Below are 20,708 nucleotides of genomic sequence, written 5' to 3'. Positions count from 1 at the left end.
GATTTGACCGTTAAGATCAATGCACTTAAAGCACACAGAAGCAGTGTTAAGGTTTTGATTTGATGCTTGTTAATACGATCTACCAGCTTACCTGAAACGAGGTAACCAAGAACCATGGACGGCAGCAGCATCAGTGACAGCCATAGCTGGGTTATGTTTAAAAAACCTGTCACAGCTAAAATAGCTAGTGAAATTAGAGAGCTGCAGATAAAAAATGCAGAAAGAGTGGCGCGAAACTGATTTGCCTCTTTACCGGCCAGCAGAATGGCTATCGGCGGGCCGCCGATAGCGGCGATATTGGCGAATATGCCGGACAATACACCGGCGATAAATAAACTTAAGCGGTTAATACTGATATCAAATTTTAGAAAGCTGAGAATAACCGTTGCCCCGACAATAATAGCAATCGCTAAGCCGAGTACCGGCTGCGGTGCCAGCATCAGCAGAGCGACACCAATAAAGCCACCGGGGATCCGCCCCAGCAGGGCGTACTGCATGCCGTTAAATTTTAATTCTCTGCGCTCCCGAAACAGAGTTAACAGAGCGATAGAAAATCCCATTAAGATCACCGGAACCGGCACCAGCTGCGGATCCACGATATACAGCAGGGGTGAGGCCACAACAGCCAGCCCGAAACCAATCAGGCTTTGGGTAAGCGAGCCTAAGAATATAATCAGGGAAGCTAATAATAATGTAGTTGGATCGATAACTGCGAACACGGAATTTTCTCGATTAATCAAGTTACTGGGAATAGCGAGAGCATAACCAAATAAAGAAAAATGAAAAGCATTTTGATCAGTAAGATTGATCAAATATTTAGGGGGAATGGTATTTGACACAAAAAAAGCCGGCGGTGATAAACACCGGCGGCTTTTTTAACGCTGTTTTAAGCTGTTATTAATCAGCTCATCATGCCGAACAGAATTGCTGTCATGGCTAATACACCGCCAGTGATAACGATGAAGTTGCTGATACGTCCGCGGTAAGCTCTTAGCGCTGGCACTTTGTACACAGCATACATAGGCATAAGGTAAAGAATAGCGGCGATAATCGGACCGCCTAATGCTTCAATCATACCTAAGATACTCGGGTTAATAACAGCGACAGCCCAGATAGTGAAGAACATAAAGCCAAGAATAAACTTATCAACTTTCTTCTCTGATACTTCTTTATTACTGCTGCGAAGCTGCTTGGTAATAATGCCTTTCATGCCTTCAGTTGCACCCATGTAGTGGCCGAAGAAAGAGGAAACAATCGCAATAACCGCAATGATCGGACCGAAGTAGCTGACAAAGCCGCTAGCGTGAACGTTTGCTAAGTAAGACAGGATCGGTAAGTTCAGTTCTTTAGATTCTGCCAGCTGTGCCGGGCTTAAAGAAAGTACACATGAGAATACAAACAGCATGACGAAACCAACCAGCATCATGCTGGTATTACGCAGGATCACATCGGCTTTTCTTGAGGCATTGCCGCCGTGTTCACGTTTCAGTGCTACTGAAAACTGTGATACTGCCGGTGAATGGTTAAAGGCAAAAACCAGCACCGGAATAGTCAGCCACACAGTACCTAAGAAATCACCTGCTTCCGGTACCTGCATCAGCGCATCGGTTTTCCAGCTCGGGATCAAGTATATAGACATAAATACCAGAATAGCGACCAGCGGGTATACCAGAAACTGGGTTACTTTAAGCATTAGTTTTTCACCGGAAACCATCACTGCCATCATAGCTAGAATTAAGCCGCCAGATAGAAGCCAGCGCGGCGGTGAAGCCATGCCGAGCTGATTAACAATAAAACTGTCAACTGTATTAGTGATACCTACACCGTAAATGAGTACGATAGGGTAGATAGCAAAGAAATACAGTATAGTAATTGCTTTACCTGCTCCGATACCAAAGTGTTCTTCAACAACATGGGTAATGTCACTGCCGGGTTTGCTTGATGAACAGACAAAACGAGACAGACCACGGTGAGCTAAATAAGTCATCGGACCGATAATTATCGCCATCATTACCAGCGGCCAGAAACCACCCATGCCGGCATTGATAGGAAGGAACAAAATACCGGCACCAACTGCTGTGCCGAAGAGGCTCAGCATCCAAGTTGTATCCCGGCGCGTCCAACCCTGGACGCTTGTTTCGCTGACTTCTCCTGTCATCGTTTTCTGCTGCATAAAAGTTGCTTTGTCTTGCATAAAAATTGCCTTTGTAGGTGCTGTTTACACCCTTGTTGTGGGTTGAATAAATAAGAATTCTGCCGTCGTTTAGCGACTGCAGAATGAAATAATTTCAGCGCTCAGCGTATATAAATGCAGGGATAAAAGAGTGATCAATATTCGATTCTGCTGCTAAAAAAAGGGGGATTCTCAAATATTTTTGAATCCTGAATTAAGCCTGATTTGTTTTTAAGCAAATAGGCGAGAAATCAAACATAAGCTTTTTGAGAAAATTCTCGATGCATATAAAGCAATTGTAAACTAACAATAAAAATAAAAGCCAGGGTTTGAAAGGTTAAAAAAGTGTTCTGCATGTTTATGCACTTTGCTGCTAAAAAGTGATGCACGCAGTGCGTTGTTGTTTTGACTGTGCAGATGAGAGAAATACAGAAAATAGCTTTATCGGAAGCTTAAAAAGTTAACCTTTTTCTGATGAGAAAAAGGAATTATTACAGGCTGTTTTGTCTGAATTGGAAAATTGTGGAGTCGGAATAGTTTGAGGTACTGCTGAGTGTTGATTCGATGCCGCGGAAAAGCCAGTCTGCCGGGCAGACTGGTTTTCATTCTGTTAATTATTCACAAGGCGCTGCCAGGTGAATCACAGCTAAGCCGCCTAATGATGTTTCCCGGTATTTTTTGTTCATGTCTTTCCCTGTCTGGAACATAGTGGCAATCACTTTATCTAATGAGATAAGTGATTTGCTGTTTCTTTTTAGCGCCATACGAGAAGCATTAATTGCTTTCATTGCGCCCATCGCGTTGCGTTCAATACAAGGGACTTGTACTAAACCGCCGATCGGATCACAGGTCATACCTAATGAATGCTCCATAGCGATTTCAGCCGCAATACAAATCTGCTCATTACTGCCGCCGCGGATGGCTGTTAAGCCGGCCGCCGCCATTGAAGAGGAAACACCGATTTCCCCCTGACAGCCTACTTCGGCACCGGAAATAGACGCATTGGTTTTGTAAAGCATGCCGATAGCTGCAGAAACACTTAAGAAGTCTTTTAACTGCTTGGTATCTAATTCGCGGATAAATTTATGATAGTACATCAGTACGGCTGGAATAACGCCGGCAGCGCCGTTAGTTGGAGAAGTAACCACCTGTCCGCCGGCTGCATTTTCTTCACTAACTGCAAAAGCAAATAAATTCACCCAGTCAAGAATCGTCATTGGATCACTGTCCACAGCTTCATTAGCTTCAAGTGTTTTAAGTAGTGCCGGCGCACGACGAGTCACATTTAAACCGCCTTCAAGAATACCCTCCGTCTGCAGGCCGCGCTGCAGGCATAAGGACATCACTTTCCATATTTGGTCTGCTTTACTGTCAATATCACCTAAGGATCTGAAAGCCTGTTCATTTTTTTGAATTAATGCACCGATGCTTAATCCCTGTGTGTCAGCACTAGTTAATAACGCTTCTGCTGAATCAAAAGGAAAAGGCAGTTTTATTTCATTTTCCGTCGGACCGTTTTCTAATTCTGCCGCTGTTTTAATAAAACCACCGCCGATAGAATAATACGTTTCTGATGCGATAAGCTGGTCGTTGTTGTCAAATGCGCTGATAGACATGCCGTTTTCGTGAAGAGGCAGGTTATCGGAATGAAATTCAATATGTTTTGCAGAATCAAAGTTAACTACCTTGTCATTTAAGACCGGGAGCTGCAGTGAACGGATTGTTTCTTGAAAGAGCTTATTAGCGCTGCTGATTTTAATAGTTTCAGGCTGGAAGCCTAACAAACCTAAAATAACAGCTTTGTCGGTATGGTGGCCTTTACCGGTAAGTGCAAGTGAACCGTGAAGATCGACTTTTATCTCTTTAAGCGTTGATAATTTGTTTTTAATCGAACAAGCAAACTGATAACCCGCAATCATTGGACCATTAGTATGTGAACTTGACGGACCAATACCGATTTTATAGATATCAAAAATGGAAAGCATGAGGTGTTCCTATATACAAGTCTTAATGGGGTTGGTCGGAATTACTGTATGGCTGAAATTTTTATTCATTTATTACTCTTAAACGGTTGTGTTCGGCTTGAACTTTTTAATATCTACTACTTGTTGTTCAATGGCGAACATGATGTTTGATAAATCATTTTATCACTGTCAGTGAAGCGGGCGACATGTTATCAAACTTGCCGCTGGTGTCGATAAATATTTTAGTCGAAATATCTGCGCCAGATAACAAAAATGCAATCACAGTGCGTTCGTTGAGCAGGTTTAAATAATAAAAGTACAATTTCAAGCGTGAAAATACGAAGTGCCCAAGGGTCTTTACTAACTGTTTATATGTCTTTGATGATTACTTGTTTGACGGCGGGTAAGTGTGATAATTTGGAGTAGGTTTTATGTGTAACCTTTTTTCTGTGCGCTTCTGGTTTCCAGGATAGAGGCAGGCTGTTTTTATGATGGAAAAGGGAGTCTTGTTCTTTGTTGTCGGCGCGGAGCTGTATATCTATGCCTGCCGTTAAGTCTGCAGCGGTTTGCGAGGAATGAGAAACAGTTATTTTCACGAGTAATTTTTTGTACTATGTAAATGATATTATTGTTTTTTATAATCAGGCCATGGTAGTTTATCAGTCAACCTCTACGATTTGTATGGAACCTATATGAAAGTCTTAAAAACATTTGTCACACTACTCTGTGCTTTTGCAGTTACTGCTGTTCAGGCCTCTCAAGGATTTAACGCTCAGGTAACAGACTGTGCTTCACTGCTGCCTGCGGGGAAAAAATATCAGGTATCTATTGATTATGATATTGATACCCGGATGGAGAAAATAGCTGTTAACGGCAGTTTTTCGATCGACTGGGCGCCTGAATATATGCCCTCAGAGCAGGAACAGGAAAAAGCCTTTAAACAACTTGGCCCTTTTATTGAGTGTGTCGGACCGAGTCTTGCTGGAAAGCAAGCTGATTAAAATGTCGCTAAGCCACTATAAGGAAGAGATATGATCCGTCATGTATTACTGGTGCGTTTCAAAGAAGATGCACAGCCTCAGGCTATTGCCGAGTTACAAGCTGCATTTGCCGCCATACCGTCAAAAGTGCAGGGAGTTGACGCCGTTGAGTGGGGAGAAAACGACAGTCCGGAAAATAAAAATCAAGGTTTTACCCACTGTATTTTGATGACCTTTGCAGATCACAACGGGCGGGATAATTATCTGCTGCATCCGGAGCATGAAGCTTTAAAAGTTATTTTCCGCAGTGTGCTCGATGAGATTATTGTACTGGATTACAGTCTTTAAATTTAGCTGAAAACAGCCTAGGTATGAATTCAATAATTACGGTAAACAGCCATGTTTCCACCGCGCTGAGACAGTAAACACTGTTATTTATGTCAGCAGCTATACTCTATGTATGTCAATCACCGCCTGCCGCAGTTGCGCCTGTGTTTTAGCATAAGGGGACGTATTGGAAATTGCACCGGACTTTACCGCCGCCGACTGGAAAACTCTGGATCTTCATGAAAATGAACAGCACTGGTTGCAGGCTGTTGATGTATTGAAAAGACGCTTGTATGCCCGCTATATTTACCCCGTAGACGCCCTGATTGAAATTGAAAACAGCCTTGAACCTAAGCAGATGAATTTTGGTTTTACTATTCTTGCCGTGGATCTGCTGCTGATGGAAACGCTGCAGGCATTTAAAGAGGGGCTTGCCGATACTAACCGTAAGTCGCAAAGGGTGTTTATGCGTTTTCTTCGTGACAGTCCGCGATTTTCGCCGTTTTTCAGTACACCGAAGCAGTGTAATGATTTCTATATTGAATTCCGCTGCGGCATTTTACATCAGGCCGAGATTCAAAGTACAGCCCGGGTCTGTTCAAGCGGTGAGCTCTATGACCGCTGCAGTGAGGGAGATACAGTTAACTATAATGCCGTTCATCAGAGCCTTAAGGCTGACCTTGAAGATTACCTGGAGCTGTTAAGAGATCCGCACAACAGCAGCCAGAGAGCGCTTTTTAAGAAAAAGATGAACGCGGTGGCAGACAAGGATGTTCACTGTTAATGCTCAAGAAAAAAGCCGTCTGGGACGGCTTTTATGATTGATTGTTTAGTAAAAGCTAGTTTTGTAATTTTTCGTTGATCAGTTGAGTTCGCTTGTTAGTTGCCCGGTTACGAATTTCATGCATTACGAAGGTTAATGCATCACGAGTCCAGGCTTGTCCTGACTGCGGGTCGTAATCATGGGGAAGGGCCACATCCTGTGGAGCATAAGCGTCGATGCCGGCCTCCCGAGAAGTAGTAATGGTACGTAAGCTGTGCTCGTAAAAACCAACGACCAGGGTTTTGCCTAATTTATCAGCGCCGCCCGCCTGTTTAATAACTTCCTCTGCAACACCTGTTGTACTTAAGTAAATGATAGTTCCATCTTCTGCAATTAACGGATTGATAGAGGTGATAAATTCAGGCGCAATACGATCACCAATAGACTGGGCTATTTCCCACTGTGCATAAACGGGTTTACCGGTTTCTTTATGCAGATCCACAACAACATCCGCTAACGCTTCATTCATCGGGCCCGGTGTTTGATTACCATTGGCAGATAAGCGGTTACCAAACGCATAGGCTAAAATTGAGTCTGCCTGATTAACAGCCAGCGGCTCACCTTTCCAGGTTAATACTTCATTCATCAGAAATTCTGCAGTATAAGCTGCCACTTCTTTATTTTTAAGCTGCTCGCTCAGACGTGCTTCAATAGCACTTTGTAACTGCTCATCTGTAATGACATCAGATGCAGCAAAGGCAGATGAACATGTTACCGCTGCCGCCAGTACAAGAGACTTAAGTTTATTATTTTTCAAAATGATTCCTCATGATTAAATTTAGTTATTCAAGGGTAATTGAGCTGTCAAGATCTGCTGTATATCCAGCAAAGTTTAACCCGCCTAGTTATATCGCTTAATAGAGCCTGCAGGTTGATATTTACATTTAGTTACACCTTACTGTGAAGTGAAACATTGTTCGGTGTTTTTTAAAGGGGGGTTGTACGCAGTTTTTTTACATGTGGCTGTTGAAAAGTACGGCTGGACTTAGTGCATTTTGTTTTATCAGCTTAACAGCCGCTGTGTTAAGATAGCCGCCTGTTACTCCCGGTATAAGCACGGGATCTTTTACTTCATGTAGAGAGCATTTGAATATGAATTACTTACCTTGCGTGGAAGTGGAGCCGTCAACAGCGGCGACTGCATCGGTAATCTGGTTACATGGCCTTGGTGCTGACGGTCATGATTTTGAAGCACTTGTTCCTGAACTGGGATTACCGTCGAATATGCCGGTACGTTTTATCTTTCCGCATTCGCCAAGCATTCCCGTGACGATTAACGGCGGCCTGATTATGCCGGCCTGGTACGATGTTGCTGATTTAAGTATTGACCGTAAAGTAGATATTAAACAGTTAACAGCATCGGCAGAGGCCGTACAGAAGTTAATTGATCGTGAAATTGAGCGCGGCATAAAACCTGAACGTATCATCCTCGCGGGGTTTTCGCAGGGCGGTGCTGTTGCTTATCATGCTGCTTTAACTTATAACAAACCGTTAGCGGGACTGCTGGCGCTGTCGACTTATTTTGCTACTAAAGATACTATCTGTATTAATGAAACAAATAAAAGAATTAACATCGCAGTGATGCACGGCAGTGAAGATTCCGTGGTCAGTTCATTGTTAGGCGAGCGGGCCGTTCAGGCCTTACAGGCAGCCGGTTTTACACCGGAATATAAAAGTTATGCGATGGAGCACGCTGTCTGCGCAGAGCAGATAGCGGACATAGCCGCCTGGTTAGAAATACGTTTAGCAGAATAATAAAACAACACAATAAAACACCAAAGATAGACAACAAAACAGGGTTTAAAAATGGCAAGACAAGTAACTTACGTATATAAAAAACAGCGCAAGACGATTCAATTTTCGTTTAATGAATATCACGATATGTATGAAGCGGCTGCAGCTGCTGAAGGCATTGATTTAACCAGCTTCTTAGCAATGGAAAAACAGCTGGCAATGAGCTGCCGTGGACAGGGTATAATGAAAAACCATCGTAAAACTGAATTTACTAATATGGGATTTGGTGAGATTAAATTTGTACGTGACGAAGAAAAATAATCGATAGTGACACTCTGGAGAAAGAGCTGAAAAATATGAGTGAAACAGCTGTAACACGTAAAATGAATGCATCGGAAAGTGAGTTTATAAACAGTTTACTGCAGTCCATGCCCAGCGGCCGCAGGCGTTTATTAAAAGCTGCGCTCAATACTGCGGTTTTCTGGCTGCTGTCGATGCTGGCTTTTGGACTTCTCTGGCTGGTACTGACCTGGGCTGTCGGGCTGTTTTCCACCTTAGAGATAGGCCTTAACAGCGGTTACGGATTGTGGATTAAGTACAGCGGTGTATTTATCTGCGCTGTTTATGCTCTATCAGTAACCCTGAAATGGCTGCAGCAGTGGCCGGATCATCGTGCTGCTTTGTTAAGAGATAAAGCGGGCGGGGTGGTGGTTGATGAACACTATCACGTTGCAGAGGTTAAATGCTTTAAAGAACCGCAGTACGGCGGACTTATTTATTTTTTACATATGTCCGATAACAAAGTACTGGTTGTATACGATTATGAAAGTCAGACGGAAAAGGGAAGCAGTTTCGTTGTTAAACGTTCCTTACAGATAAGCCGTGCACCTGACAGCGGTTATTATATAGAACAGCATTTTTCCGGAGCTGTTATCACGTCGTGCGCCACATTTGCTTTAACTATTGCACCTGATTTGTGGCCGAAGCCTGATTCCTGGTGTGATATTGACTGGCATGAGCTGGAAGATAAATTTTCAACGGTTTAAAAGAAAAAAAGATGCTTAATATAAGCATCTTTTTTGCGCGCTGTAATTATCTGGAGTTTATAAACTCGGTAGAATATTTTCCGGCATCAGCTTGTTATGTGATGCTTCTAAAATAAGCTGATTGGCTTTGGCGATATCCGGTGCAAAATAGCGGTCTTTATCGTAAAAATCAACTCGTCCGCGCAGCTCGGCTTTTGCCTGTTCAATCTGCCCCGATGATTTCAGCGGTGCTCTGAAATCCAGACCTTGAGCTGCGGCTAACAGCTCAACTGCTAATATGCCTCGCGTATTCTCCGCCATATCTTTTAACCGTCTTCCGGCAAAGGTTGCCATGGAAACATGATCTTCCTGATTAGCTGAGGTCGGTAAGCTGTCAACACTTGCCGGATGTGCAAGAGATTTATTTTCACTGGCAAGCGCTGCCGCTGTTACCTGTGCAATCATAAAACCGGAATTAACACCGCCGTTATTAACTAAAAATGGAGGAAGTTTACTTAAGCCGCTGTCAATTAATAACGCCATTCTGCGCTCCGATAAACTGCCGATTTCTGCAATTGCTAAGGCTAAATTGTCACTGGCCATCGCAATCGGCTCTGCGTGGAAATTACCTGCGGAAATAATATCGCCGTCATCGGCAAAAACCAGCGGGTTATCGGATACTGAGTTTGCTTCTATTTCAAAAATGGCTGCTGAATTACGGATCTGCTGCAGGCAGGCGCCCATCACCTGAGGCTGACAGCGCAGCGAGTAGGGATCCTGTACTTTTTCACATTTAGTATGCGACTCACCCAGTTCACTGGCTTTATCCAGAATATGACGATAAACAAGGGCCGCATCGATCTGCGACTGATGGCCGCGAACCTGATGCACGCGCGGATCAAAAGGACGGCGGCTGCCGAGTGCCGCTTCCACTGTCATTGCGCCGCAAAGTGATGCCGATGCAAACAGATCTTCAGCGGCAAACAGGCCTTCAAGACCAAATGCACAGGAAGCCTGCGTACCGTTAAGCAGCGCCAGACCTTCTTTGGGGGCCAGTGTCACAGCCTGTAGTCCGGCAATTTCCAGCGCTAACTGTCCGGAGATAACTTTGCCCTGATAACGGGCTTCACCTTCGCCGAGCAGTATGGTGCTCATATGTGCAAGCGGTGCTAGATCCCCGGAAGCGCCTACCGAGCCTTTTTTGGGAACACAGGGGTAAACCTGGGCATTAACCAGCTGTATTAAAGCTTCAATCACAGCTAAGCGGATACCGGAAAAACCGCGTGCCAGACTATTAATTTTCAGCACCATCATCAGACGCACGGTTTCATCATTCATGAATTCACCAATGCCGGCAGCGTGGGAAAGCACAATGCTGCGCTGCAGGGTTTCCAGATCTTCCGGTGCAATCCGGGTATTGGCTAATAACCCGAAACCGGTATTAATGCCGTAAGCGACGCGGTTTTCAGCAATGACCTGATTAACAATTTCTGTGCTGGCGTTAACAGCTTCAATACAGGATGGATCTAAGCTCAATTTTACCGGCGTACGGCTGATCTGACGAAGCTCTGCAAGTGTTAAAAACCCGGGTTTTATATTTAATTCGACCATCAATTTCTCCAAATCAGCTGGTTATTCAGCATCTAACATAGGTAAATCTAACTTCTCATCACGTGCGCACTGTTTAGCAATATCATAACCTGCATCGGCATGGCGCATTACACCGGTGGCCGGATCGTTTCTTAATACACGTCCAATACGGCGATGCGCATCATCACTGCCGTCACAGACGACTACCATGCCGGAGTGCTGTGAAAATCCCATGCCTACGCCGCCGCCGTGGTGCAGCGAGACCCAGGTTGCGCCGCTGGCGGTATTTAATAATGCATTCAGCAGCGGCCAGTCAGAGACGGCATCTGAGCCGTCTTTCATTGATTCTGTTTCACGGTTCGGGCTGGCGACTGAGCCTGAGTCGAGATGGTCTCGGCCGATTACAATCGGTGCTTTCAGTTCGCCGCTTTTAACCATTTCATTAAAAGCCAAACCTAAACGCTGTCTGTCTTTAAGGCCCACCCAGCAGATTCTTGCCGGCAGTCCCTGGAACTGAATATGCTCACGGGCCATATCTAACCAGTTATGCAGATGCGGGTTGTCCGGAATTAACTCTTTGACTTTCTGATCGGTTTTGTAAATATCTTCGGGATCCCCGGAAAGCGCGGCCCAGCGGAACGGACCGATGCCTTCACAGAATAGCGGGCGGATATATGCCGGCACAAAGCCCGGGAAATCAAAGGCATTTTTTATACCCTGCTCAAATGCCATCTGACGGATATTGTTGCCGTAATCAACAGTTGCCGAGCCGCAAGACTGCAGATCCAGCATCGCCTGCACCTGCACCGCCATTGATTGTTTAGCTGCGCTTACTACGGCCGCTTCATCTGTAAGGCGCATCTCGGCCGCCTGCTCCATGGTCCAGCCCTGCGGCAGGTAACCGTTTAAGGGATCGTGTGCAGAGGTCTGATCGGTGACGATATCCGGGCTGATGCCGCGTTTAACCAGCTCCGGGTAGATGTCTGCCGCATTGCCGAGCAGGCCGACAGAGGTGGGTTTGCCGGTGCTGACTGCTGTATCGATAATAGCCAGCGCCTGATCTAACGTGGCTGCTTTGTGTGTCACATAACCGGTGCGTAAACGGTAATCGATACGTGATTCGTCACATTCAACGGCAATCATGGAAAATCCAGCCATGGTCGCTGCCAGCGGCTGTGCACCGCCCATACCGCCTAAGCCGCCGGTCAGTATCCAGCGGCCCTGCGCTTTACCCTTGAAGTGTTGAGTCGCCATAGCTGCAAAAGTCTCGTAGGTACCCTGGACTATGCCCTGTGAACCTATGTAGATCCAGGATCCGGCAGTCATCTGCCCGTACATCATCAAGCCTTGTTTATCGAGTTTATTAAAGTGTTCCCAGTTCGCCCAGTGCGGCACTAAATTAGAGTTGGCAATCAGCACCCGCGGCGCATCTTTATGAGTGGGAAAGACACCGACAGGTTTCCCGGACTGCACCAGTAAAGTCTCGTCATCACCTAAACGTTTAAGCACTTCGACAATTTTGTCATAACTCTGCCAGTCCCGCGCAGCCCGGCCGATACCGCCGTACACAACCAGCGCATGCGGATGTTCAGCAACATCGGGGTGCAGATTGTTCATCAGCATGCGCAGCGGCGCTTCAGTTAACCAGGAGCGGGCATTTAATTTTGTGCCCTGCGGGGCAATAATTGTGCGGGATGTATCTAAACGTTTATTGTTCATTGTGCTTCCTTTTAGACCGGTGAAGTAGTGCTGTGTAAAACGGACGAATCAAGCATCGAGTGAGATATCTGCCAGGCAAGGCGGGCAGCAAGGCGTGCCGTCTGGCTGTCGATATCAAAGTTGGGGTTATATTCAGTTAAATCTGCGAGCAGAAGCTTGCTTTCACCGGCTGCATTTTTAGCATTTAAAATCGGCTGAAGCAGGCTTTCAATTATTTCAATGGACACGCCTCTGGCTGCCGGTGCGCTGACACCCGGGGCTGCAGAAGCAGGGAAAACATCCATATCTATGGTCAGATAGAGGTGATCGCAGTTGTCGATAAACTGCTGCAGTTCAGCAAAGCGTTTATCCAGCTGCTGAGTGACCAGCTGATGATCTTCGCGGTAGAAAACCTGCAGCTGCTCAGCGCAGTTAAATAATGCCTGGGTATTACTCGCACGACTGACTCCCAGACAGGCGTATTGAAAAGGCCAGCCTAACAGCTGACAGTGATCAGCTATCTGCCTAAACGGAGTACCGGAACTGCTTGGATAGTGATTATCATCTTTTGAGTAACTGCGCAGATCAAAATGCGCATCAAAATTGATAATACCGATTTTAGGTGTTTTGACTTGTCTGTGCAGATGTCTAGCCAATCCTTGGAAAGAAGCCCATGCTGTTTCGTGTCCGCCGCCGAGGATTAATACTTTATTCTGCTGCTCAAGTGCAGTGCCAATATGATCTGCCAGTTCTTTCTGACTGCCGGCCAGATCATGATCCTGACAGAGAATATTGCCGCCGTCATAAAGCGGGACCTGATTGTTGTGATGCCAGGCAGTATTCGCTAATACTTTGCGGATCAGATCCGGCGCACGCGCCGCACCGATACGGCCTTTATTGCGCACTACACCTTGATCGCAGCAGAAACCAAGTATGACCATACCCGGAGGATGGGCATTAGGTGTCCGATCATCATTAATCACTTTGACCATCTGGTGAAAGCGTCTGCCGGCTTCACCGTCTTCGTGGTCAATGCGTCCCTGCCAGAGGTTAGGGCTGGTGGGCTGATATAAATGCTTAGTTGTATTCGTGTCAGTCATTACAGATCTCTCCATTAATAATGCGCAGATCTAATAAAGGGGTGCCGATTTCGTAGCTAAGCTGTGCCGGGTGGTCAATGTTCCATAGGCACAGATCCGCATCAAAGCCGACTTTTATCTGTCCGCGCTGCTTTTCTAACCCGAGTGCTTTGGCTGCATTACAGGTAACGCCGCGCAGTGTTTCCTGAGGCGTTAAGTTAAACAGCGTACAGCCCATATTCATGATCATGGCTATAGAGGCTATCGGTGAGGTACCGGGATTAAAGTCCGTAGCTAATGCCATGGGTACCTTGTATTTTCGCAGCAGATCTATCGGCGGCAGGTGGGTTTCGCGTAAAAAATAAAAAGCGCCCGGCAGCAGGGTGGCTACTGTGCCGTTTGCAGCCAGTGCTTCGACGCCTTTCTGATCCAGATATTCAATATGATCAACTGAGGATGCCCCCATTTCAGCGGCTAAGATGCTGCCGCCTAGATTGCTTAACTGTTCGGTATGACCTTTAATGCCTAAACCGTATTTTAAAGCACTGCTGAATACACGTTTGCTCTGCGCTAAATTAAACCCTATGCCTTCGCAGAAAACATCAACATAATCCACTAACTGCGCTTCCACCGCCGCTGGAATAATAGAAGCGCAGATATAATCAATATAACTGTCGGCATCACTAATATACTCAGGCGGTACTGCATGCGCCGCCAGCAGGGTGGTGCTGACTTTTATGTCGGCGTACAGCTCAAGTTGTTTAGCCGCCCGGAGCATTTTTAGTTCACTCGCAAGTGTTAAGCCGTAACCAGATTTGATTTCGACGGTAGTGACGCCGTCTCGAATTAACCCGGATAAACGCTTCAGGGCTTTTTCAATAAGTTCCTGTTCAGAGGCCTCGCGGGTAGCATGTACCGTTGCCATAATACCGCCGCCGCCACGGGCAATCTCTTGATAGGTGGCGCCGTTTAAGCGCTGTTCAAATTCGCCGGCACGATTACCGGCAAAGATCAGGTGAGTATGGCAGTCTATAAGGCCAGGAGTAATCAGCTTACTGCTGCAGTCCAATATATGATCGAATACACTGTCCGGCAGATCCTGCATTGATCCTATTTGAGAAATTTTACCGCTGCTGAGCACGATAAACTGATCCTGTTGAATCTGGTAACCTGAATCGCCAGTTTCCATGGTTACAATAGAGGCATTTATCAGCAGTAAATTCATAAGATTCTCACTTGTTTAAATGTATATACAATTAAATAAATGATATACCAACAAAGCACAAGTGATATGTTAAGAAATTGTGATCAGCTTCGTTTTGACAGCCGCAAAAGTTTACAGGAAAGACAAAAAACAGAGAATAACAGGCTAGACAAACTACACTGAAAAAGTATTTAAACCTGAGTAGTAAGGCTTAGTTTATATTTATCACCAGGGTGATACAGCAGCGCAACACTGATCAGATTTTCTGCACTCCAGGTTCTGCGGTGAAGCAGTAGACAGGCAGCGGCGCTGCTTAAATTTAATTGCTTCTGAATGTGTGCGCTGGGCAGTACGGCTTCAACGGTATGTTCAATGGAGCTCAGCGGGCAGTTTTTAGTCAGGTATTCATTGGGTGTCGCCTGACTGAAATCCTGGCTGATATAATTCGGTGCAAATTCCGGATTAACCCAGCGCAGCTCCATCTGTAGCGGTACACCATCTTCCATGTGTATGATTTCGCTAAAGTAAATGTTTGTGTTAATCTTAACACCTAAGCGTGTTGCTATGTCATTATCGGCTTTTACTGTGGCCTGCGTTAATATTCGGCTGCTGTAGACTTTGCCGCGCTGCTGGATTTCATCGGCGATATTACGAATATCACTTAGCGGAGAGTCGACTTTTCTGGTGCATACAAAAGTGCCCAAACGCGGCGTTCTTTCTAATAACCCGGCGGTTACCAGATCGCGTATGGCTTTATTAACTGTCATACGGCTTACAGCAAACTGTCTGGTTAATTCAATTTCAGTGGGTATTTTTGTACCGGGTGTCCAGACATTGGAGCTGATTTTTTCATTGATAAAGTCTCGAATTTGTATGTAACGTGGAGATTTATTCATCAGTCTGCCTAAGGTAAAAGTTTGTGGTAATTGACTATACAAATGATCGCTCAGTTAAGCGAATAAAGCAAGTCTTGGATATTTACTGACTAGCGTTTGCTATCAGGTCTTGCAACAAGTGCTACTATTTAAGTGATTGAGCATATCCCTATGGACAGGATGAATAAAATGCAGCTGAAAATTAGACAGCCCGTTTTGTTATTGTCAGCACTTATATTTCTTGCCTGCTGCTCTTCTTCGAAAGAGTCAGTCGTTGAGGCTGTCCGCGTCTCGCAGCATCATGAAAATATTATTGATTCGGAAAACTTTCTGGTATTCGGCAGGATCCTGGATCAGAACGGTGATTACGCTAAGCTGGCAAAAGCGGCGGTCGCATACTCTGATAAGTTTGCCGCTGAGCAGTATGCTGACAGCATGTTCTTTAAAGCCGGCCGCAGTGATTTTGGTCTGGAACTTCCTGAAGGACATTATACGATTGTCATATATGCCGATATTAATGCTGACGGCCTGCTGACTCAATCCGAGGCTGTTGGTCAGAGAGAAATAGTATTAAGCAGAAGTAATTTTCAGAAAAGGGTGCAGACCCATGTTGATATCCATTTAACTGCAGGTTATACGAGCGAGCGGCCGCTGAGTATGATGGTACCGCAAATACCGGAGTCGCTTTTCTTTCCAAGCGGCAGTATCCGCAGCCTGGACGATCTCATTTTTGAGCAGGAAATTGCCACGTTAGGTATCTATAATCCGGCTGCTTTTATGGACATTGCCTCGGGGTTGTTTTATGCCCTTGAAGAAGAGTCAATTTATAAAATACCGGTCATATTTGTTCATGGAACGGGAGAAACAGCCAAGACCTTTGCGCATATTATCAATCACCTGGACAGGCAGCGCTATCAGCCGTGGTTTTTTTATTATCCTTCCGGCGTTTATTTGGATCAGCTGGCTGCGCTGTTTTATAAAATTTATTTATCCGGAACGATTATTGCCAAGGGAGATACGCCTCTGATTGTTGTTGCTCACCGGGCTGGTGCTGTTATTGTCCGGCAGGCTGTAAATCACTATCAAAAAAGTGTGCCGGAAAATAAGGTTAAGCTGGTGGTGACTATTAACGATCCCTTAGCGGATGATCCTCTGCTTAACCGTGGTAAAAAATCCGCCATGAGTCAATTATCTGCCTGGGATAATTTACACCGTAACCCTGATCAGCTTAAAAAAATATATCAAAAGCCGTTACCTGAATTTGTCAGCGAGCAGGTATTTTATACAGCAGCTGCAGATGAAGAGTTACACAGCAGTGACAATTTCGCGGAACAGCAAGTCTATAGCCAGCGCTTTGCTTTTAACAGCCGCCATACCCCGCTTATTGAAAATGAAGAAATGATCACTTTTCTTATGCGCACCCTGAATCAGGTAGAAAATCCTTATCCTCAGGCACATATACAGCAGCTTGCCAGAGGTGGTTATGATGTAAATTTAAGCAGCCAGTATGATCCTTTTACTCAATATATCATTCGCTCTATGGGTAAATATATTATTGCACTGGCACACGGAATTATTGAGCCTAATAACCCGGATCAGGTACACTTTGTACGCGTAGTTAAAGGTGAAGAAACTGCTGTAAGTATTGTAGAAATGGGTTTAATTAAATTTATGCGTGAATATTCAGAAATAATCGATGCCGGCAGTCATTCTGATAATTAAACTTTAATGCTGCGGATAAAACCGTGCACTTCAGCATTGAAGGCACGGTTGTTTTAACTTTTTTAACTTTTTTAACTTTTTTAACTTTTTAAACTTTTGACTACTTTTTAAACTTTTGACTACTTTTCTTTTGACCAGCTGCGGATTGTTTTAATCTCCTCACCGTCAATACTTAATGATTCGAGAAATTCCTGATGGGCATCCGGCTCCATCTTTTCAAACTGTTTGTGCCAGTTGTGCATATCTTGTTCATTAAGACCGGCCGCCTGCATTATTTCTACCCAGCGTTGTTTATTTACCATGTTGTACTCCTGTTGTGTAGGCTGTTCTAACAGCATTACAATTGCTTTCTGCTGCTGACGCAGTTTCTGGATCTCTTTCTCCAGAGAATTAAACTGGCCGCGCAGAATATGCTCTTGTGTTTTATCGTCTGTTCGGTCAAGCAGAGTTTTCATGTTATTTATGGTGACACCAAAAGAGCGGTAAGCAATGATTGCTTCGAGTCTTTTAATTTCTTTATCACCGTACCAGCGGTAACTGTTTTCAGAGCGGCAGCTCGGCAGCAGTAAACCGGCACGTTCGTAATAAAGAATAGTCGTGCGTGATAGATGATATTTTTTAGCCAATTGAGTAACTGTATACATAAATGATTCTCTTTTTAACCGGTCTGTATTTTCAACCCTACGCCTGTAGACGGGTCAATAGATAATTAACGTTCAGGATATTTTAAATTCTGCGTTATGTACGGCTGTCTGCCAATAAACTATGCTAACCTTTTGCTTTTATTGGTTACCTGAGAAAACTATGGATCTTATTAAACTGTCGCATATCAGCATGAAACACCTGATAACTCTGCATATCATGTTAGATACCCTGAGTGTGACGGCAAGTGCGGAGCGTTTATGCGTCAGTCCCTCTTCAGTCAGTAAAATTCTCAGTCAGCTGCGTGATAGTTTAAATGACGAGCTCTTTTATCGCCATGGCAATAAGCTGGTAGCGACGCCTCTGGCAAGGCGTTTGGGCCCGTCGGTACATCAGATAATTAATGATATGAATCAGATTATTACTCAGGAGGCTTTTGAACCCTCGCGATATACCGGGCGTTTTTCTTTAGCAATGCGTGAAAGCACCTTTGAATTATTTGCAACAAAGTTAATCGCACAGGTGTTAGCTCAGGCACCTAATATACGTCTGGATATCTGCTCAAAAGACAGTATCGGCTTTGAAGGGTTAGTCAAAGGCAGGTTAGATTTTATCATTTTACCTCATGACGGCAGTCAGCAGCCTGATACTCATAATAAACTGGTCTGGGAAACTTTAATTGAGGATCATATGGTCTGTCTGATGAATCCTGCACATCCGCTGGCCGCTAAAACAGATGCACAATTTAATCTAGATGACTACCTGAGCCACGGGCATATTGCGATTACCGACAGCGATCTGAATATTCCATTTTTTGAGATGCAGCTGGCCCAGCAGAACAGAAAGCGTAATGTTGTTGTATCCGTGCCTGATTTTGGCGGCGCGGCTGTGATGTGTCAGCATAGTGATCTGCTGTTTACCTGTTCGCAGCGCTGGGCAAAAAGTGCTTTTCAGGCAAAAGGACTGGTGGCTAAAGCGCTGCCTTTTAATTACGGCAATATCGCTTACAGTCTAGTCTGGCATCAGCCGAGTATGAATGATCCTGCGCATCGCTGGTTATATCAGCAGATCTTGAAGTGCTGCTGTGATCCGACGGTACAGGGCGGAGGTTAGCGGCATCGGACAGTGTATGTTAAAGTGACCGGCATATTATATAAACATGGTTTAAACAGAGGGAAGTATGGATACGATTATAATGAGTTTAACACCGTATTTTGCGGAGATTCTTTCAGTGGCGGTTATCGCTGTCTTTATGGCGGTCAGTCCGGGTGCTGATTTTATTATGGTGACTAGAAACAGTATTTTTTACAGCCGTTCAGCCGGTTTGTATTCTGCATTAGGCGTGAGTCTGGCTATCTGGATCCATGTTGCTTATTCGATTGCTGGAATGGCGGTGATTATCTCTAATTCAATTGTTTTATTCTCAATTATAAAATATCTGGGTGCCGCCTATTTGATTTATATCGGCTGGAAGACTTTTCGAAGCAGCTCTAAAACCGAGATTGATCAGCCTCAAGAGCATGCTAAGCAGTTAACAAACTGGTCTGCTTTTAAAGTTGGTTTTATTACCAATGCACTTAATCCGAAAACAACTATCTTTTTTCTAAGCCTATTTACGCAGGTGGTTAATCCGCAGACTCCGCTGTTCCTGCAGATCTTTTATGGTGCGATTATCTCCTGTGCGCATTTGTTATGGTTTAGTTCAGTATCCGTTTTTCTGAGTCAGCCGGCACTGCTTAATAAATTTAATCAGTATAAGGGCAAGATTGAAAAAGTAATCGGCACTCTGCTGATCGGTTTCGGCCTGAAAGTGGCAGCTACGACTGCTGGTTAATTATAGGCCGTCATAGTGACGGCCTGTCCACAACACTGTTTAGAATCTGCTCATATCCAGAATAACTTTACCGCGTGCTTTACCCTGTTCCACCAGAGTCAGGGCTGCTTTGATATCAGAAGCAGCATAAGTCGAGTCTATCTGAAGCGCTAATTTTCCGGCATCAACCTGCTGTGCAATCCAGGTAAGCTGCTGTGCGCTTGGCTGGTGGAACATCAGCTCAAGTGATACATCTTTCTCGGCGGCTAAATCGGCAAACATCACACCAACCAGACTGACAACTGAGCCGCCCGGTTTAGTTACAGCGATGGACTTTTCCTGTACCGGACCGCCGACTGTATCAATAACAATATCAATATCCGACAGCAGCTCACTAAAATCTTGGGTTTGAAAATCAATAACAGTATCAGCGCCGAACTCTTTAACAGAAGCCGCTGATTCAGCTGCTGCTGTGCTAATGATTTCTCGTGCACCTAAAATTTTGGCTATTTGAATGGCAACTGAGCCGACAGCGCCGGCGCCGCCGTGAATAAGTATTTTACTGCCTTCGACTTTACCGCCGGCAAGCAGCGCCTGATAAGCAGTTAAGGCTGCCTGCGGCAGGGCTGCACTTTCGAGTAAAGATAGGCTGGCTGGTTTAAGAGCTACGCTGCCTGCGCTGAGCCGCTGATACTGTGCAAAAACAGCCGCTTCATCAAAGCCTGGGCGGAAATAAACTTCATCTCCGACTGATAAACCTTCAACACCTTCACCCACTTCAGTAATAATACCGGCGCCGTCACTGCCCATAACATAGGGGAAAGACATCGGCATCATCTCTTTCATATAACCGGCACGCAGAATATTATCTAACGGGTTGATGCTGGCCGCCTCTACCTGCACAAGCACTGAGCCTGCTGTAATTTGTGGTTTTGCTATATCGCTAGTAGTGACAACATCATTAATATTTCCGTATCTGTTTACTTGAATCGCTTTCATCGTGTTCACCTTTTAATTTGAGTCATTGTTGACAAGACAAAGTATATATTTGTCGCTAAT

General features: G+C 45.0%; 20 protein-coding genes. 9 read left to right on the top strand and 11 right to left on the bottom strand.

Annotated features, from left to right (window positions below; all coding sequences use genetic code 11):
* The 3 genes from G327_RS0107215 to G327_RS0107200 form a co-directional block, all read right to left on the bottom strand.
* Nucleotides 1-719: sulfite exporter TauE/SafE family protein (locus G327_RS0107215; RefSeq protein ID WP_026339240.1), on the bottom strand; the 719-nt coding region annotated here is incomplete at its 3' end.
* Between the two features lie 182 nt (nt 720-901).
* Nucleotides 902-2,173: an aromatic amino acid transport family protein gene (locus tag G327_RS0107210; RefSeq protein WP_051090294.1), complete on the bottom strand. Its 1,272-nt coding sequence runs from the start codon at nt 2,171-2,173 to the stop codon at nt 902-904.
* A gap of 614 nt (nt 2,174-2,787) precedes the next feature.
* The gene (locus G327_RS0107200; RefSeq protein WP_019614085.1) at nt 2,788-4,158 is read right to left on the bottom strand and encodes an L-serine ammonia-lyase; all 1,371 of its coding nucleotides are present in this window, start codon (nt 4,156-4,158) and stop codon (nt 2,788-2,790) included.
* Between the two features lie 671 nt (nt 4,159-4,829).
* Between G327_RS0107200 and G327_RS0107195 the strand changes: the two genes are divergently transcribed.
* From G327_RS0107195 to G327_RS0107185, 3 genes are all read left to right on the top strand, one after another.
* Complete coding sequence (locus tag G327_RS0107195; RefSeq protein WP_019614084.1) at nt 4,830-5,138, top strand: hypothetical protein; 309 nt, start codon at nt 4,830-4,832, stop codon at nt 5,136-5,138.
* 30 nt (nt 5,139-5,168) lie between these two features.
* Nucleotides 5,169-5,465, top strand: coding sequence for a Dabb family protein (locus tag G327_RS0107190; RefSeq protein WP_019614083.1), 297 nt, complete (start codon nt 5,169-5,171; stop codon nt 5,463-5,465).
* Between the two features lie 166 nt (nt 5,466-5,631).
* Nucleotides 5,632-6,228 (top strand): hypothetical protein, encoded by a 597-nt coding sequence (locus G327_RS0107185; protein ID WP_019614082.1) that lies wholly within the window; start codon nt 5,632-5,634, stop codon nt 6,226-6,228.
* Nucleotides 6,229-6,283: 55 nt separating this feature from the next.
* Here the strand turns inward: G327_RS0107185 and G327_RS0107180 are convergent, their stop codons facing one another.
* A complete protein-coding gene (locus G327_RS0107180) occupies nt 6,284-7,024 on the bottom strand; it encodes a hypothetical protein (RefSeq protein WP_019614081.1) in 741 nt (246 codons plus the stop codon).
* A gap of 335 nt (nt 7,025-7,359) precedes the next feature.
* Between G327_RS0107180 and G327_RS0107175 the strand changes: the two genes are divergently transcribed.
* From G327_RS0107175 to G327_RS0107165, 3 genes are read left to right on the top strand one after another with little or no spacing between them, the layout of a single operon-like run.
* A complete protein-coding gene (locus tag G327_RS0107175) occupies nt 7,360-8,022 on the top strand; it encodes an alpha/beta hydrolase (RefSeq protein WP_019614080.1) in 663 nt (220 codons plus the stop codon).
* A gap of 51 nt (nt 8,023-8,073) precedes the next feature.
* Entirely contained in the window at nt 8,074-8,322 is a 249-nt protein-coding gene (locus tag G327_RS0107170) for a DUF2960 domain-containing protein (protein ID WP_019614079.1), read from the top strand.
* A gap of 35 nt (nt 8,323-8,357) precedes the next feature.
* Nucleotides 8,358-9,047, top strand: a complete 690-nt coding sequence (locus tag G327_RS0107165) for a hypothetical protein (protein WP_019614078.1) — start codon at nt 8,358-8,360, stop codon at nt 9,045-9,047.
* Between the two features lie 57 nt (nt 9,048-9,104).
* On the opposite strand, the gene hutH is transcribed toward G327_RS0107165, so the two are convergent.
* The 5 genes from hutH to hutC all read right to left on the bottom strand — a co-directional run bounded on the left by hutH (nt 9,105) and on the right by hutC (nt 15,493).
* Nucleotides 9,105-10,637, bottom strand: coding sequence for a histidine ammonia-lyase (gene hutH / locus G327_RS0107160; protein WP_019614077.1), 1,533 nt, complete (start codon nt 10,635-10,637; stop codon nt 9,105-9,107).
* A 21-nt stretch (nt 10,638-10,658) separates the two neighbouring features.
* Nucleotides 10,659-12,335 carry a urocanate hydratase gene (gene hutU / locus G327_RS0107155; RefSeq protein WP_019614076.1) on the bottom strand — a complete coding sequence of 559 codons (1,677 nt, stop codon included), beginning with the start codon at nt 12,333-12,335 and terminating at the stop codon, nt 10,659-10,661.
* Nucleotides 12,336-12,346: 11 nt separating this feature from the next.
* The gene (gene hutG / locus G327_RS24150; RefSeq protein WP_019614075.1) at nt 12,347-13,414 is read right to left on the bottom strand and encodes a formimidoylglutamase; all 1,068 of its coding nucleotides are present in this window, start codon (nt 13,412-13,414) and stop codon (nt 12,347-12,349) included.
* Nucleotides 13,407-14,618, bottom strand: coding sequence for an imidazolonepropionase (hutI, locus tag G327_RS0107145; RefSeq protein ID WP_019614074.1), 1,212 nt, complete (start codon nt 14,616-14,618; stop codon nt 13,407-13,409). Before hutI ends, hutG begins: the two co-directional genes overlap by 8 nt.
* A 170-nt stretch (nt 14,619-14,788) precedes the next feature.
* Nucleotides 14,789-15,493 carry a histidine utilization transcriptional repressor HutC gene (gene hutC, locus G327_RS0107140; RefSeq protein WP_019614073.1) on the bottom strand — a complete coding sequence of 235 codons (705 nt, stop codon included), beginning with the start codon at nt 15,491-15,493 and terminating at the stop codon, nt 14,789-14,791.
* Between the two features lie 168 nt (nt 15,494-15,661).
* Here hutC and G327_RS24145 point away from each other — a divergent pair, with 168 nt between their 5' ends.
* Nucleotides 15,662-17,194 (top strand): hypothetical protein, encoded by a 1,533-nt coding sequence (locus G327_RS24145; RefSeq protein WP_019614072.1) that lies wholly within the window; start codon nt 15,662-15,664, stop codon nt 17,192-17,194.
* A gap of 119 nt (nt 17,195-17,313) precedes the next feature.
* Here the strand turns inward: G327_RS24145 and G327_RS0107130 are convergent, their stop codons facing one another.
* The gene (locus tag G327_RS0107130; protein ID WP_019614071.1) at nt 17,314-17,838 is read right to left on the bottom strand and encodes a MerR family transcriptional regulator; all 525 of its coding nucleotides are present in this window, start codon (nt 17,836-17,838) and stop codon (nt 17,314-17,316) included.
* Between the two features lie 160 nt (nt 17,839-17,998).
* Here G327_RS0107130 and G327_RS0107125 point away from each other — a divergent pair, with 160 nt between their 5' ends.
* The gene (locus tag G327_RS0107125) at nt 17,999-18,949 is read left to right on the top strand and encodes a LysR family transcriptional regulator (protein WP_019614070.1); all 951 of its coding nucleotides are present in this window, start codon (nt 17,999-18,001) and stop codon (nt 18,947-18,949) included.
* A 67-nt stretch (nt 18,950-19,016) separates the two neighbouring features.
* Nucleotides 19,017-19,670, top strand: coding sequence for a LysE family transporter (locus tag G327_RS0107120; protein WP_051090293.1), 654 nt, complete (start codon nt 19,017-19,019; stop codon nt 19,668-19,670).
* Nucleotides 19,671-19,709: 39 nt separating this feature from the next.
* Here the strand turns inward: G327_RS0107120 and G327_RS0107115 are convergent, their stop codons facing one another.
* A complete protein-coding gene (locus G327_RS0107115; RefSeq protein ID WP_019614068.1) occupies nt 19,710-20,648 on the bottom strand; it encodes an NADP-dependent oxidoreductase in 939 nt (312 codons plus the stop codon).
* Between the last annotated feature and the right edge of the window lie 60 nt (nt 20,649-20,708).

Origin of the sequence: Psychromonas ossibalaenae ATCC BAA-1528 (assembly GCF_000381745.1) — a bacterium.
GTDB lineage: Bacteria > Pseudomonadota > Gammaproteobacteria > Enterobacterales > Psychromonadaceae > Psychromonas > Psychromonas ossibalaenae.
Note: the sequence above shows the minus strand (reverse complement) of the source record. Positions and strands in the feature narration are given on the sequence as shown.